This is a genomic window from Pseudomonas batumici, from assembly GCF_036585405.1.
GTDB classification, from domain to species: Bacteria; Pseudomonadota; Gammaproteobacteria; order Pseudomonadales; family Pseudomonadaceae; genus Aquipseudomonas; species Aquipseudomonas batumici.
In genome coordinates this window covers 766733-780971 of the sequence record NZ_CP144470.1, presented here as the reverse complement: position 1 = coordinate 780971, position 14239 = coordinate 766733, and the positions used below count along the sequence as shown (strand labels likewise).

The window sequence follows — 14239 nt, the reverse complement described above, 5'->3', positions numbered from 1 at the left end:
CCTTTCAGTCGTTGGTTCAGGCCGCCCATGCGCCTGGCTTCGGGACGTATCGGCTACCCGATGAGCGATGATGGCAGGATTCTGGGGTATTCCGAGCATTTGAGCGCTCGTGTGCGTGACCTGTATCCGGGGTTCTCCTCGGAGGAGGTGGGTCGTTTCCTCAGTTCACTCCACCTGCCCGAGTCTGCCTGCCTGGTGGAACTCGAACGCCTGCGGGAGGAGTATGAAACCTTGTTCACCACGCTGGATGGATGGGTGCAACGCCAGACCTGGAGGCGTGTGCGAGGAACCTTGCAAGTCGCTCCCGTAGCGCTCGACAACAAGCAGCGGGTGGCCGATGCGATCCTGGCCTGCTGGAGAAAACAGTCCAACCGCAACCTGCTGGGTGGGCAGTACTTCTATGAACTGGACCTGTTGGGCATGCGGGTCGGGGACTTGCCGGCGATCAGTGCCGACTTCAGTCATGTGGGCTTTCTGTTCATGAATGATATGGCCGTTGCCAGCAGCGAAGTTTCGTTTTTATCCTGTTTCAGGCAGTTGCGCTGGTTGTCCATGGGCTTCAACCATCTGAGCAGCCTGCCGGTGGAGTTGGAGCAGATGTCCGAACTGGTCCATCTGCACCTGCCAGACAACCAGATTGTGTTGAACGCCCAGGCGTCAGGTGTGTTGTCCCGCCTGACCCGACTGAAATTTCTGAACCTTTCGCATAACCCTTTGCACCAGCCCCCCGATGTCAGCCAGATGAGCGAGCTGGAGAACCTGGTGCTACGTCATGCACAGCTGGATCGCTGGCCTGTCGGTCTGTCGGGGTTGCGCAACTTGCAGCGTGTGGACCTGCGCAACAATCGGATTTCGGTGATTCCCGAGGCGGTTTACGCAGGTCCCACCGCCATCAACCGGATTACCCACCTCCACGACAATCCGGCGCTTTCGGCCGCGGGCATGCAGCGGTTACAGCGTTACGAGCGCGAAACCGGTATCAATTTCGGCATCGATACCCCGGGCCGGCGGCGCGCCCATGCCCTGCATCGAACCCCGTCGCTTTGCGAGTGCGACCACTGGCTGGGGGGCGTATCGGCCGAGCAGAAGGTTCTGAAAGAACAGCAATGGCAGTTGCTGCATCGGCAGCAAGGCTCCACGGATTTTTTCAAGCTGCTGGCGGATCTGACGGTCAGCGCCGAATATCGCGAGGCGCCCCGGGATTTGAGCCTGCGGGTCTGGCAGGTCGTGGATGCGGTCAGTCAATACAGTGAGCTGCGCGAGGAGCTGTTTGCCTCGGCGTCCCATCCGCAGACCTGCTCCGATGGCGCGGAGCTGATCTTCAGCGACATGGAGGTCAGGGTCCTGGTGCATCAGGCGAGGGCAAGGGCCGCGGGCACCCCGGCCGCTACCGAACTGAATCTGCTGAAGCTGACCCGGGGATTGTGGCGCCTGGATGAGGTCGAGCGCCTGGCCCAGGCGGATATCGAGGCGCGGCTGAAGTTGCCCGATACGCCACGGGTCGACCCGGTGGAGGTGAGGCTGGCCTACCGCATTGGCCTGACGGAGCGACTTCGCTTGCCGGGCCAACCCAAGCACATGACATTTACCGAATTGGCTCGGGTGACGGAGCAAAAGCTGGGCGCGGCCCATGCCAAGGTACTGGCCCGGGAACGGACCCCGGCGTATGCGCGGGCATTGGCCGATCGCGAGTTCTGGGCCAGCTACCTGAAGGAGAATCACCCATCGCGATTCAAGGCTATCGATGAGCAATACCAAGCCACCCTGTCGGTGCTGGACTCCCAGCGTACGAGCAGTCGCGACCCCCTTTGGCATGAGTTCGTCGATATCGAACTGGAGGCACAGATGGGTGATCAACTCAGGGCTTGGCGGGAGGCCCAGGCCAGGGAGACGCTGGCGTTGACCGAAGAGGTACTGGAGAGAATCCCGGAGGCGGAACTGGACGCTTGAAGCCCGGCCCGGGCGCGTGATGCACCCGGGCCGGACAGCTTCAGCGGCGACGGAACAGCGGCAGCGGTTCGTCGGTGGCGGCCTGGTAGGTCACCGAGAAGTCCTTGAGGCTTTCGAGGGCTTCGTACGGGTCCTTGTCCGCACGCAGGGCGTAGGCATCGAAACCGCAGCGGTGCATATAGAACAGCTGGTCGCGCAGCACGTCGCCAATCGCCCGCAGTTCGTTCTTGTAGCCATAGCGGTCACGCAACAGGCGGGCGTTGGAGTAACTGCGACCGTCGGTGAAGGCCGGGAAGTTCAGGGCGATGACCTGGAAGTGTTTTACGTCATCGCCGATTTCCTCGGCTTCTTCATCGGCGTCCAGCCAGACGCCCAGTCCGCCGTCACGGGCCTTGAGGGCATGGCCGTGGTCGCGCCACAGGGCCAACGGCACGATCAGGTCGTCGCAGTTGGAGATACCGTCGAAGGACGCGTCCTTGGGCAGCAGATGCCAGGTTTCGTCGATGACGGCATTGTTCTTAATGATTCGCTGCATAGACGCGCTCCTTGAAGGGGTCGATACCGATACGCTGGTAAGTGTCGATGAAGCGTTCGTCTTCGGTACGTTTTTCCACGTAGACGTCGATCAGTTTCTCGATCACGTCGGGCATGTCGTCCTGGGCGAAGGAAGGGCCGAGGATCTTGCCCAGGCTGGCGTCACGGCTGGCGCTGCCGCCGAGGGACACCTGGTAGAACTCTTCGCCTTTCTTGTCCACCCCGAGAATGCCGATGTGGCCCACATGGTGGTGGCCGCAGGCGTTCATGCAGCCGGAAATGTTCAGGTCCAGCTCGCCGATGTCGAACAGGTAGTCCAGGTCGTCGAAACGGCGCTGGATGGCTTCGGCAATGGGGATCGACTTGGCGTTGGCCAGGGAGCAGAAGTCACCGCCCGGGCAGCAGATGATGTCGGTCAGCAGGCCGATGTTCGGCGTGGCGAAACCGTGCTCGCGCAATTCGCCCCAGAGGGCGAACAGTTGGCTCTGCTCCACGTCGGCGAGAATGATGTTCTGCTCGTGGGAGGTGCGCAGTTGGCCGAAGCTGTAGCGGTCGGCCAGGTCGGCGATGGCGTCGAACTGCTTGTCGGTCACGTCGCCCGGCGCTACGCCGGTGGGCTTGAGGGACAAGGTGACGGCCACATAGCCGGCTTTCTTGTGGGCCAGGGTGTTGCGGATGCGCCAGCGGGCGAAGCCCGCGTGCTGCTGGTCCAGTTCAGCCAGTTCGGCAGCCTGGTTGCTCAGCGCCTTGTAGTCCGGATCGACGAAATGTTTGGCGACGCGATGGACTTCGGCCTCGGTGAGGGTGGTCTGGCCGCCGCGCAGATGGACCATTTCCGCTTCGACTTTCTCGGCGAAGACTTCCGGGGTCAAGGCCTTGACCAGGATCTTGATCCGCGCCTTGTACTTGTTGTCGCGACGTCCGTAGCGGTTGTAGACCCGCAGGATGGCGTCGAGATAGCTCAACAGGTCCTGCCACGGCAGGAATTCGTTGATAAAGGCACCGACCACCGGGGTACGCCCCAGGCCGCCACCCACCAGGACCCGGAAACCCAGTTCGCCGGCGGCGTTATGCACCGGCTCCAGGCCGATGTCGTGGACTTCGATGGCCGCGCGGTCCGAGGTCGAGCCGTTGATGGCGATCTTGAACTTGCGCGGCAGGTAGGCGAATTCCGGGTGGAAGGTGGTCCACTGGCGGACGATCTCGCACCACGGGCGCGGGTCGACCAACTCGTCGGCGGCGACACCGGCGAACTGGTCGGTGGTGACGTTGCGCAGGCAGTTGCCGCTGGTCTGGATCGCGTGCATCTGCACGGTGGCCAGCTCGGCGAGAATCTCGGGCACGTCTTCCAGCGCCGGCCAGTTGAACTGCACGTTCTGCCGGGTGCTGACGTGGGCGTAGCCCTTGTCGTAGTCGCGGGCGATCCGCGCCATCATTCGCGCCTGGCGCGAAGTCAGCTGGCCATAAGGCACGGCAACCCGCAGCATCGGGGCGAAACGCTGCACATACAGGCCATTTTGCAGGCGCAGAGGGCGGAACTCTTCTTCGCTCAGCTCACCTGCCAGATAGCGTCGGGTCTGATCACGGAACTGCTTGACGCGGTCCTCGATGATCCGCTGATCGTACTCGTCGTATACGTACATATAGATCCTGTTCTCAGGCTTCATAAATACCCCGGGGGCCCAGGCACCCGGCGTATCTCAACAATTCTGCGCGCACGGCCGCGCACTCCATGATGGAGCCGGCGCACGATAGCAGTTTGCAGATATGCGTAAAAGTGATGTTTGAGTATATGCACAGAACCAAAACGACTAACGTTCGTCAGCCAGCCATACCCCTATTTGTGGTGCGGGCAAATCTCTACTTAACTATCAGCGAGTTTGCAGCAATCACCGATAAAACCGACAAGAGGCGATGCGATGAGCAATCCAGTCAAAGCAAGGAAAAGCGACAGCACGGTCGATGCCTGGGCGATCCTGTTCCTGATCATCCTGGTGGTGGCCACGGCGGTGTTCTGGGTCAGCCACAAGTAAGGCGGCATCATGTAGGCGCGAGCAAGCTCGCGCCTACATCTACAGAGGAGGGCAACTGATCGGGCTGACGGCATTGTCATGACAACAGTTGTCGGACAATTCCGATGGTTTGCTACGAGGCACAGGCATTTTGCCTTTATACTGCACCGCTATTTTCCGGGGCGCGGTGACATGCTGAAGACTCTCTGCAAAGGGTTGCTGATCCTGAGCCTGCCTTTCTGGGCGATGGCCCAGGCGGCGACCACGGTGGTATTTCTCAATCCTGGCTACACCACCGAGCCGTTCTGGGTCAGCTATGCCCACTTCATGCAGACGGCCGCGCACAATCTCGGCATGGGGCTTACGGTGCACTATGGCGAACGCAACCCGCAAACCACCCTTGCCCAGGCCTATGAAGTCCTGCAGGCCACGCCTCGGCCCGACTACTTGCTGTTCGTCAATGAACAGTCCGTGGCCCCGCAAATCCTGCGGATGGCCGAGGGCACTGGGGTCAAGCTGTTTATCGTCAACAACACGCTGACACCGGCCCAGGACAAGCGCTTCGGCGCTGCGCCGGAGCTGTTGGGCAGCCTGGTGCAGAACGACGAGCAGGGCGGTTACCTGATGCTCAAGGAACTGATCCGCCAACGCTCGTTGCAGGCGCCGGGCCAGCCTATCGAGCTGCTGGCCTTTGCCGGAATGAAGCTCACTCCGGCTTCGTATTTGCGCGAGAAAGGCATGCGCCGGGCCCTGGCGGAGTCCCCGCAGGTTCACCTGCGCCAGTTGGTTTATGGCGAGTGGAGTCGCGCGCGGGCCTTCGATCAGGCCGAACAGATGATCCGGCGCTATCCGCAGGCATCGCTGGTGTGGTCCGCCAACGACGAAATGGCCCTGGGCGCCATGGCCGCCTTCGAAAAAGCCGGGCGCCGGCCGGGACAGGATGTCCTGTTCAGCGCCGTCAACAGCTCCCCGGAGGTTCTCCGGGCGCGCATCGACGGGCGGCTGAGCGTGCTGGTGGCCGGGCATTTCACCCTGGGAGGCTGGGCGATGGTGTTGCTGCGTGACCATGCCGACGGGATCGACTTTACCCGTTATGGCGGCCGCGAGCGGCAGGTCCAGGCGCTGGAACTGATCGACAAGGCCCAGGCCGAGAAGCTGTTGAAGTTCGGCGCCAGAGAGGATTACCGCGTCGATTTCAAGGCGCTGAGCGCCCGCGGCAAACCGGACAGCTACCGTTATCCGTTCTCCCTGAAAACCTTGCTGCCCTAGAGTCTGTACGAAAACTGCCTGCGCGACGATCATGCTGCGTTAAAAACAGGCTCGGACGAACGAAGTGAGAACGTCCGAAGGACGGCCCGAAGGGCGAGCGAAGCGAGTAATGCTCATTTAGCGGGCTAAACTCCGCTTCCTCGCCTGTTTTTGCCTTGCCTGATCGCCGCTCGGCGAGTTTTCGTACAGACCCTGGTGGCCGGTCAGACGCCCGCGAAGTGCAGCACCAGCTTGACGATGCCGTAAAGCGTCAGCCCGAACACCGTCGTGAACAGGATGCCCATCATCACGAAGTGGCTCGGCTTGCCATGGGTAAAGTCGCGGGCACGGTTCTTCCCGCTTTGTACGCCAAAGGCCGCCGCCATCACGCTGTGGAGCATTTGCCAGAAGGTCGGCGGCTTGTTGTCGATCGGGTCGTCCATGGGGCCCTCCACACACACAAGGTCGTATGTGGAGAGCATAGACAATGGATCAGTTGTCGTAACCCAGGTTCGGTGCCAGCCAGCGTTCACTGACGCTCAGCTCCTGGCCCTTGCGCGCGGTGTAGCTCTGCACCTGGTCCTTGTCGATCTTGCCGACGGCGAAGTACTGCGCCTGCGGATGGGCGAAATACCAGCCGCTGACCGCCGCCGCCGGGAACATCGCATAGTGTTCGGTGAGGAACACGCCGCTCTGGCCGGCCTTGCCTTCGCTGGCCGCCGGGTCGAGCAGGGCGAACAGGGTGCCTTTCTCGGTGTGGTCGGGGCAGGCCGGATAGCCGGGGGCCGGGCGAATGCCGCTGTACTGCTCCTTGATCAGCGCCTCGTTGTCCAACTGCTCGTCCTTGGCATAGCCCCAGTAGTTTTTCCGCACCTGCTGGTGCAGCCACTCGGCGCAGGCCTCGGCCAGGCGGTCGGCCAGGGCCTTGACCATGATCGAGTTGTAGTCGTCGCCCTTGTCCTGGTAGGCCTTGGCGACTTCCTCGGCGCCGATCCCGGCGGTGGTGATAAAGCCCCCCACGTAGTCGGTGATGCCGCTGTCTTTCGGCGCGACGAAGTCGGCCAGGGAGAAGTTCGGCTTGCCGTCGGTCTTGATGATCTGTTGGCGCAGGTGATGCAGCCTGGCCAGCGGTTTGCCGTCGTCGCCGTAGACTTCCAGGTCATCGTCGCGCACCTGGTTGGCCGGCCAGAAGCCGAAGACCGCACGGGCACTGATCAGCTTCTCGTCGATCAGCTTGTTGAGCATTTCCCGGGCATCGGCATAGAGCGCGGTGGCGGCTTCACCGACCACCTCATCCTCGAGGATGCGCGGGAACTTGCCGGCCAGGTCCCAGGAGATGAAGAACGGCGTCCAGTCGATGTATTCGGCCAGAACCTTGAGGTCGATGTTGTCCAGCACCCGGGCGCCGGTGAAGGTCGGCTTGACCGGCTGGTAGCTGCTCCAGTCGAACTGCGGCTTCTTGGCAATCGACGCGGCGTAGCTCAAGCGTTCGGTACGGGCGCTGCGGTTGGCGGTGCGCTCGCGGACTTCGACATATTCCTCGCGGGTCTTCTCGACGAAACCGGCCTTGAGTTCCTTGGACAGCAACTGGGTCGCCACGCCCACGGCGCGGGAGGCGTCGGTGACGTAGACCACCGCATCGTTGCTGTAGCGCGGTTCGATCTTCACCGCGGTGTGCGCCTTGGAGGTGGTCGCGCCGCCGATCATCAACGGCAGGTGGAAATCCTGGCGCTGCATTTCCCGGGCGACATGGACCATTTCATCCAGCGACGGGGTGATCAGCCCGGACAGGCCGATGATGTCGCACTTCTGCTCCTTGGCCACCTGCAGGATCTTCTCCGCCGGGACCATCACGCCGAGGTCGACGATATCGTAGCCGTTGCAACCGAGCACCACGCCGACGATGTTCTTGCCGATGTCGTGGACGTCGCCCTTGACCGTGGCCATCAGGATCTTGCCCTTGGCCTCCGGCTTGTCACCTTTCTCCAGCTCGATGAACGGAATCAGGTGGGCCACCGCCTGCTTCATTACCCGGGCGGATTTCACCACCTGGGGCAGGAACATTTTCCCGGCGCCGAACAGGTCGCCGACGATGTTCATGCCGGACATCAGCGGGCCTTCGATCACTTCGATCGGGCGGGCGAACGACTGGCGCGACTCTTCGGTGTCTTCGACGATGTGGGTGGTGATGCCCTTGACCAGCGCATGTTCCAGGCGCTTGTTGACGGGCCAGCCGCGCCACTCTTCGGTTTCGGCTTCCTTGACGCTGCCGTCGCCCTTGTACTGGTCGGCGATGGCGAGGAGGGCGTCGGTGCCTTCCGGGGTGCGGTTGAGGATCACGTCCTCGACGGCGTTGCGCAGTTCCAGCGGAATCTGGTCGTAGATCTCCAGCTGGCCGGCGTTGACGATACCCATGGTCAGGCCGGCGCGGATCGCGTACAGCAGGAACACCGAGTGGATTGCCTCGCGCACCGGGTTGTTGCCACGGAACGAGAAGGACACGTTGGACACGCCACCGCTGCTCAGCGCATAGGGCAGCTCGTCACGGATATAGGCGCAGGCGTTGATGAAATCGACGGCGTAGTTGTTGTGTTCCTCGATGCCGGTGGCGACGGCGAAGATGTTCGGGTCGAAGATGATGTCTTCCGGCGGGAAGCCGACTTCGTTCACCAGGATGTCGTAGGAGCGCTTGCAGATTTCCTTCTTGCGCGCTTCGGTGTCGGCCTGGCCGGCCTCGTCGAAGGCCATCACCACCACGGCGGCGCCATAGCGCTTGCACAGCTTGGCGTGATGAATGAACTGCTCGACGCCTTCCTTCATGCTGATGGAGTTGACGATGCCCTTGCCCTGGATGCACTTGAGGCCGGCTTCGATCACGTCCCATTTGGAGGAGTCGATCATGATCGGCACACGGGAGATGTCCGGCTCGCCGGCGATCAGGTTGAGGAAGGTGACCATGGCCTTCTTCGAGTCGAGCATGCCCTCGTCCATGTTGATGTCGATCACCTGGGCACCGGCTTCCACCTGCTGCAGGGCGACTTCAAGGGCTTCGGTGTAGTTGTCCTCGCGGATCAGCCGGGCGAACTTGGCGGAGCCGGTGATGTTGGTCCGCTCGCCGACGTTGACGAACAACGACTGGCGGTCGATGGTGAAGGGCTCCAGGCCCGACAGGCGGCAAGCCTTGGGGATGTCCGGAATGGCCCGCGGCGCATAGCCGGCGACCGCCTTGGCGATGGCCTGGATGTGCGCTGGCGTGGTCCCGCAGCAACCACCGACGATATTCAGGAAGCCGCTCTGGGCAAACTCTTCGACTACCTTGGCCATGTCTTCCGGCAGTTCGTCGTATTCGCCGAATTCGTTCGGCAAGCCGGCGTTGGGGTGCGCGGAAACGCGGGTGCTGGCCTTGTCCGAAAGCTCTTCCAGGTACGGACGCAGTTCGCTGGCACCCAGGGCGCAGTTCAGGCCGACCGAGATCGGCTTGGCATGGGCTACGGAGTTCCAGAAGGCTTCGGTGGTCTGGCCCGACAGGGTGCGGCCGGAGGCATCGGTGATGGTGCCGGAGATCATGATCGGCAGTTCGAAACCCAGTTCTTCATACACACCTTGCACGGCGAAGATCGCCGCCTTGGCGTTGAGGGTGTCGAAAATGGTCTCGATCAGGATCAGGTCGGCGCCGCCTTCGATCAGGCCCTTGGTGGCCTCGGTGTAGTTCTCCACCAGTTCATCGAAGGTCACGTTGCGGTAACCGGGGTTGTTCACGTCCGGGGACAGCGAGCAGGTACGGCTGGTCGGGCCGAGCACGCCAGCGACGAAGCGCGGCTTGTCCGGGGTCTCCAGGGTTTTCGCGTCGGCCACCTGGCGCGCCAGGCGGGCGCCTTCCACGTTCAGTTCGTAAACCAGCGCTTCCATGCCATAGTCGGCCTGGGACACCTGGGTGGCGTTGAAGGTGTTGGTTTCCAGGATGTCCGCGCCGGCATCCAGGTAAGCCTTCTCGATGGCGCCGATCACATCCGGACGGGTGATGACCAGCAGGTCGTTGTTACCCTTTACGTCGCTGGGCCAGTCGGCGAAGCGTTTGCCGCGATAGTCCTGCTCCTCGAGCTTGTAGCTCTGGATCATGGTGCCCATGCCGCCGTCGAGAATCAGGATGCGCTCCTTGAGAGCTTGCTGGAGGGCGTGGAGGCGAGCACTGCGATCGGACATGGAAACTACCTGGAAGGCGAATACAGAAGAGCCGCGATCATAGCAAACCTGTACGCTTTTAGAGCATGGCGGCGATTTGCATGAATATCGCTCATGTTGGCGGGCCGGTTACGCGGTAGAATTGCGGCGTTTTTCTTTAAGGACCAAGGATATGTCGCGCAGAGTCATAAGCTTTTTCCTCTTGATATGGGCGGGCGGTGTCGCCCAGGCGCAAGGTCCGGCGCCGGCGATTTCCTACACCCGCGATATCCAGCCGATTTTCACCGAGAAGTGCGTGGCCTGCCACGCCTGTTATGACTCGGCGTGCCAGCTCAACCTGGGCAGCGCGGAAGGGGCCACCCGGGGGGCTTCGAAAGCCCTGGTCTACGACGGCGCGCGTAGTGACGTGTCGACCCCGACCCGCTTGTTCGTCGATGCCCAGGGGCCGGCGGCCTGGCGGGACAAGGGCTTCTACTCGGTGCTCGATGCCCAGGGCAGCCAGGCCGCGCTGATGGCGCGGATGCTGGAGCTGGGGCATCGGACCCCGCTGCAACCCAACGCCAAGTTGCCCGAGGAGATTACGCTGGGCCTGGAGCGCGAGAACATGTGCCCGCTACCGGGGGAGTTTGCCGCCTATGCCGGCGCCCATCCGAAAGAGGGCATGCCGCTGGCCGTGACCGGCCTGACCGATCAGCAGTACCAGACCCTGCAACGCTGGCTCGCCGCTGGAGCGCCCGTCGATGAGCGCGGCCTCGTGCCCAGCGCCCGGGAGGCGGTGCAGATCACCGCGTGGGAAAACCTGCTCAATGCTCCGGGAGCCCGGGAAAGCCTGGTCGCGCGCTGGCTGTTCGAGCACTGGTTCCTGGCCCATATCTACTTTGCCGGCGGCGAGCCGGGGCATTTCTTCCAGTGGGTGCGTTCGCGCACGCCCAGCGGGCGGCCCATCGACCTGATCGCCACCCGACGTCCCAACGACGATCCGGGTACCCAGGTCTACTACCGGCTGATGCCGGTAGCGGGGGTCATCGTCTACAAGACCCATATCACCTATGGCCTGAGCGCGGCGAAAATGGCGCGGATCAAGACCCTGTTCTACAGCGGCAACTGGCAGGTCACCGCCTTGCCGGGCTATGGCCCGCAGCGACGGGCCAACCCCTTCGAGACCTTCGAGGCGATCCCGGCGGCGGCGCGCTATCAGTTCATGCTCGACAACGCCGAGTACTTCGTCGACACCTTTATCCGTGGGCCGGTCTGTCGCGGGCAGATTGCTACCGACGTGATTCGTGACCACTTCTGGGCATTGTTCCAGGCCCCGGAGCATGATCTCTACATCACCGACCCGAGTTATCGCGGGGCTGCGACGCCGTTGCTGGCGATGCCCGGACAGAACGACGACGTCGGCAGCGTGTTGAGCCTGTGGCTGGCTTATCGCGACAAGCGCAACGAGTATGAAGCCTTGCGCCGGGACGCCTACGCGAATGTCCGGGCGCCGAGCTGGTCGACCTTGTGGGCCGGCAACGACAATGCGTTGCTGAGCATTTTCCGCCATTTCGACAGCGCCACGGTCAGCAAGGGCCTGATCGGCGAGGTGCCGCAGACGATGTGGCTGTTCGACTACCCGCTACTGGAGCGTACCTATTACCAACTGGCGGTGAACTTCGATGTGTTCGGCAATGTGTCGCACCAGGCCCAGACGCGGCTGTATTTCGACCTGATCCGCAACGGTGCCGAGCAGAACTTCCTGCGCCTGATGCCGGCGAATTCCCGTGACGCCTACCTCGACGATTGGTACCAGAACGGCGGCCAGCTGAAGATGTGGCTGGACTACGAGCGCATCGACGACAGCAAGCCGAGCGCCCTGAAACTCGATGAAAAGGACCCCAAGCGCGACTTCGCCCGGAAGTTGCTGCTGCGCTACGGCGATCTCAACGCCCATCCGGACCCGATCAACCGCTGTGAGGGCGCGTACTGTTCACGTCCGAATATCGATCCCGGGTTGCAGGAGGCCGAGCAGTCCCTCAGCCGGCTGACCTCGCGCCCGGCGGCCGGGCTCAAGGTCATCGACCAGTTGCCGGAAGCGACGATGCTGCGCATCGAAAGCCGCAGCGGCAAGCGCGAGATCTACAGCCTGTTGCGCAATCGCGCCCACAGCAACGTGGCGTTCATGCTCGGCGAGGAATCTCGCTATCAGCCGGGGCTGGACAGCGTGATCATTTACCCGGGCGTCCTCACCAGCTATCCGAACTTCATGTTCAATGTGCCGGCCGATCAGGTGCCGGCGTTTGTCGATGCCATGGAGCAGGCCAAGGATGCCGCCGGGTTCGAGCAGATTGTCCAGCGCTGGGGGATTCGCCGCAGCCATCCGCAGTTCTGGCAGTATTTCCACGACCTGACCACCTACCTGCAGGAAACCGACCCGGTGAATGCCGGTGTGCTGGACATGAACCGCTACGAGAACCTTTGAGGGCGAGGCGTCACTGCAAATAACGACTGGGCGATTCGCCCAGTGCCCGTCGGAACACCGTGGCAAAGGCGCTCGGGCTGCTGTAGCCCAGTTCCATGGCCACCCGCGTTACCGGTTCGCCGTTGCCCAGTCGTACGATCGCCGCCAGCAGGCAAGCCTGCTGGCGCCATTCGACGAAGCTGACGCCGCTGTGTTGGCGGAACAGGCGGGTGAAGGTGCGGCGGCTCATTCCCGCCTCCCGGGCCATCTCATCGAGACTGTTTTCCAGTGACGGCTGGTCCAGCAGCCGGCGGCAGATCTTCGCCAGGCGCGGTTCCCGGGGCAGCGGGGCGTTCAGTGCCAGCCTTGGCATCCGGACGATCTCGTGGAGCAACAAACCCAACAGGTATTCATCGCGCTCACTGGCCAAGGTGTGTTCGGGGACTTGTGCCGCCTGCTCCAGCAAGTGCCGCAACAACTCGGAAACCCCCAGCACCTGGCAATGCCCGGCCAGCGCCAGGCGTTGCTGGGTGGCTGGCAGGATATAGGCGTTGAGCATGGTCACCGGCCCGCGCATGCACATGGCATGTGGCAGCCCGGCGGGTACCCAGATGGCGCGTCCCGGCGGTACGACCCAGTCGCCTTCGTCGGTAAACACCGTGATCACCCCGCAGGCGGCATAGGCGAACTGGCCCCGCGGATGGTGGTGCGGGTCAAATCGCTGGCCATCGGCATAGTCGTGGCGGGTAACGACCACCTCGCGTGAGGTCATCGGGTAAAAATCGGGCATGGCCTGATACCGGTGGGTCAAGGGGATTTGAAGTCGGGCTTGTCGGGAATGGCTTTGGCCCATTTTTAGTATTTTTTGACCTTGAGTTGCAAGCGGGTCACAAGCTGCGGCGGCAAAGTATTCCGGTGCCGGCGAGTCGTATCGCCGAACCTGACCTTTCGGATCCTTTGCCATGCAGAAAAAACACCTGTTGCTCGCCGTGCTCGTCACGGCCATCTGGGGCTTGAACTTCCCCATCACCAAGCTGGGGCTGACGAGTGTCGACCCGCTGCTCCTGACGGCGCTACGCTTTACCCTGGCCGCTCTGCCGTGGGTGTTTTTCATTCGCCGCCCGCAAGTGGCGCTGCGCTGGATCGCCGCCTACGGCATGATTTTCGGGGTCGCCATGTGGGGCTTGATCAACTTCGGCATCAGCCTGGGGGTTCCCCCGGGGGCGGCGGCGCTGCTGATCCAGACCAGTGCATTCTTTACCCTGGGCTGGGGCGTGCTGCTGTTTCGGGAGCCGCTGAGCGGGGCCCAGGTGATCGGTGCGCTGCTCGCAGCCCTGGGGCTGGCCTGTGTCCTGTACGACAGCCCGGCGGGAGAGAGCAGGGCCGGTTTGCTGTTGATCGTACTCAGTGCCGTCGCCTGGAGCCTTGGCAATGTGTTGATCAAGCTGTCCCGGGTCCAGGAGGTCTTCGCGTTCGTGGTCTGGGCCAGCCTGTTCGCCCCGGTGCCGCTGTTCCTGCTGACCTGGCTCAAGAGCGGCAGCGCGCCCTTCGTCGCGTTGGCGGAACAGGGCGGGGCGGGCCTGATGGGCTCGTTGGCGTTCCAGGTCTATGGCGCCACGCACCTGTGCTACTGGGGCTGGAATCTGCTGTTGCGGGAATATCCGTTGTCGCGGGTGGCGCCGCTCTCGCTGCTGATTCCGGTATTCGCCATCCTCGGTTCGATCATGCTGCTCGGTGTCTGGCCGAGTCCGCTGGGCTGGATGGCCAGCGCGCTGATTTTCCTGGCGTTGCGGGTGGGTTCGATCCAGTGGCGGCCGCTGCTTTCCCGACAGAAATACTAGGACTTTGTCCGGAGACCCGATTGGCGTAA

General features: G+C 62.7%; 9 protein-coding genes. 4 read left to right on the top strand and 5 right to left on the bottom strand.

Going from position 1 to position 14239, the window contains the following annotated elements; translation table 11 throughout:
• Positions 1 to 27: 27 nt before the first annotated feature.
• Positions 28 to 1950, top strand: a complete 1923-nt coding sequence (locus NUH87_RS03140) for an NEL-type E3 ubiquitin ligase domain-containing protein (RefSeq protein WP_338524685.1) — start codon at positions 28 to 30, stop codon at positions 1948 to 1950.
• 40 nt (positions 1951 to 1990) lie between these two features.
• Here NUH87_RS03140 and NUH87_RS03135 read toward each other — a convergent pair whose 3' ends face one another.
• Together NUH87_RS03135 and NUH87_RS03130 are read right to left on the bottom strand one after the other, a co-directional pair.
• Positions 1991 to 2485, bottom strand: a complete 495-nt coding sequence (locus NUH87_RS03135) for a DUF934 domain-containing protein (RefSeq protein WP_338524684.1) — start codon at positions 2483 to 2485, stop codon at positions 1991 to 1993.
• A complete protein-coding gene (locus NUH87_RS03130) occupies positions 2469 to 4127 on the bottom strand; it encodes a nitrite/sulfite reductase (RefSeq protein WP_338524683.1) in 1659 nt (552 codons plus the stop codon). The genes NUH87_RS03135 and NUH87_RS03130 overlap by 17 nt, the downstream gene beginning before the upstream one ends.
• Before the next feature lie 561 nt (positions 4128 to 4688).
• Between NUH87_RS03130 and NUH87_RS03125 the strand changes: the two genes are divergently transcribed.
• Positions 4689 to 5765, top strand: coding sequence for an ABC transporter substrate-binding protein (locus tag NUH87_RS03125; RefSeq protein WP_338524682.1), 1077 nt, complete (start codon positions 4689 to 4691; stop codon positions 5763 to 5765).
• A 203-nt stretch (positions 5766 to 5968) separates the two neighbouring features.
• On the opposite strand, the gene NUH87_RS03120 is transcribed toward NUH87_RS03125, so the two are convergent.
• Both NUH87_RS03120 and metH read right to left on the bottom strand, forming a co-directional pair.
• A complete protein-coding gene (locus NUH87_RS03120) occupies positions 5969 to 6187 on the bottom strand; it encodes a DUF2970 domain-containing protein (RefSeq protein ID WP_338524681.1) in 219 nt (72 codons plus the stop codon).
• A gap of 49 nt (positions 6188 to 6236) precedes the next feature.
• Positions 6237 to 9947, bottom strand: a complete 3711-nt coding sequence (gene metH / locus NUH87_RS03115) for a methionine synthase (RefSeq protein WP_338524680.1) — start codon at positions 9945 to 9947, stop codon at positions 6237 to 6239.
• Positions 9948 to 10098: 151 nt separating this feature from the next.
• Here metH and NUH87_RS03110 point away from each other — a divergent pair, with 151 nt between their 5' ends.
• Positions 10099 to 12390 carry a fatty acid cis/trans isomerase gene (locus NUH87_RS03110; protein WP_338524679.1) on the top strand — a complete coding sequence of 764 codons (2292 nt, stop codon included), beginning with the start codon at positions 10099 to 10101 and terminating at the stop codon, positions 12388 to 12390.
• A gap of 10 nt (positions 12391 to 12400) precedes the next feature.
• On the opposite strand, the gene NUH87_RS03105 is transcribed toward NUH87_RS03110, so the two are convergent.
• Positions 12401 to 13159 (bottom strand): helix-turn-helix transcriptional regulator, encoded by a 759-nt coding sequence (locus NUH87_RS03105; protein ID WP_338524678.1) that lies wholly within the window; start codon positions 13157 to 13159, stop codon positions 12401 to 12403.
• Positions 13160 to 13331: 172 nt separating this feature from the next.
• Between NUH87_RS03105 and NUH87_RS03100 the strand changes: the two genes are divergently transcribed.
• Positions 13332 to 14210, top strand: coding sequence for an EamA family transporter (locus NUH87_RS03100; RefSeq protein WP_338524677.1), 879 nt, complete (start codon positions 13332 to 13334; stop codon positions 14208 to 14210).
• Positions 14211 to 14239: the final 29 nt, after the last annotated feature.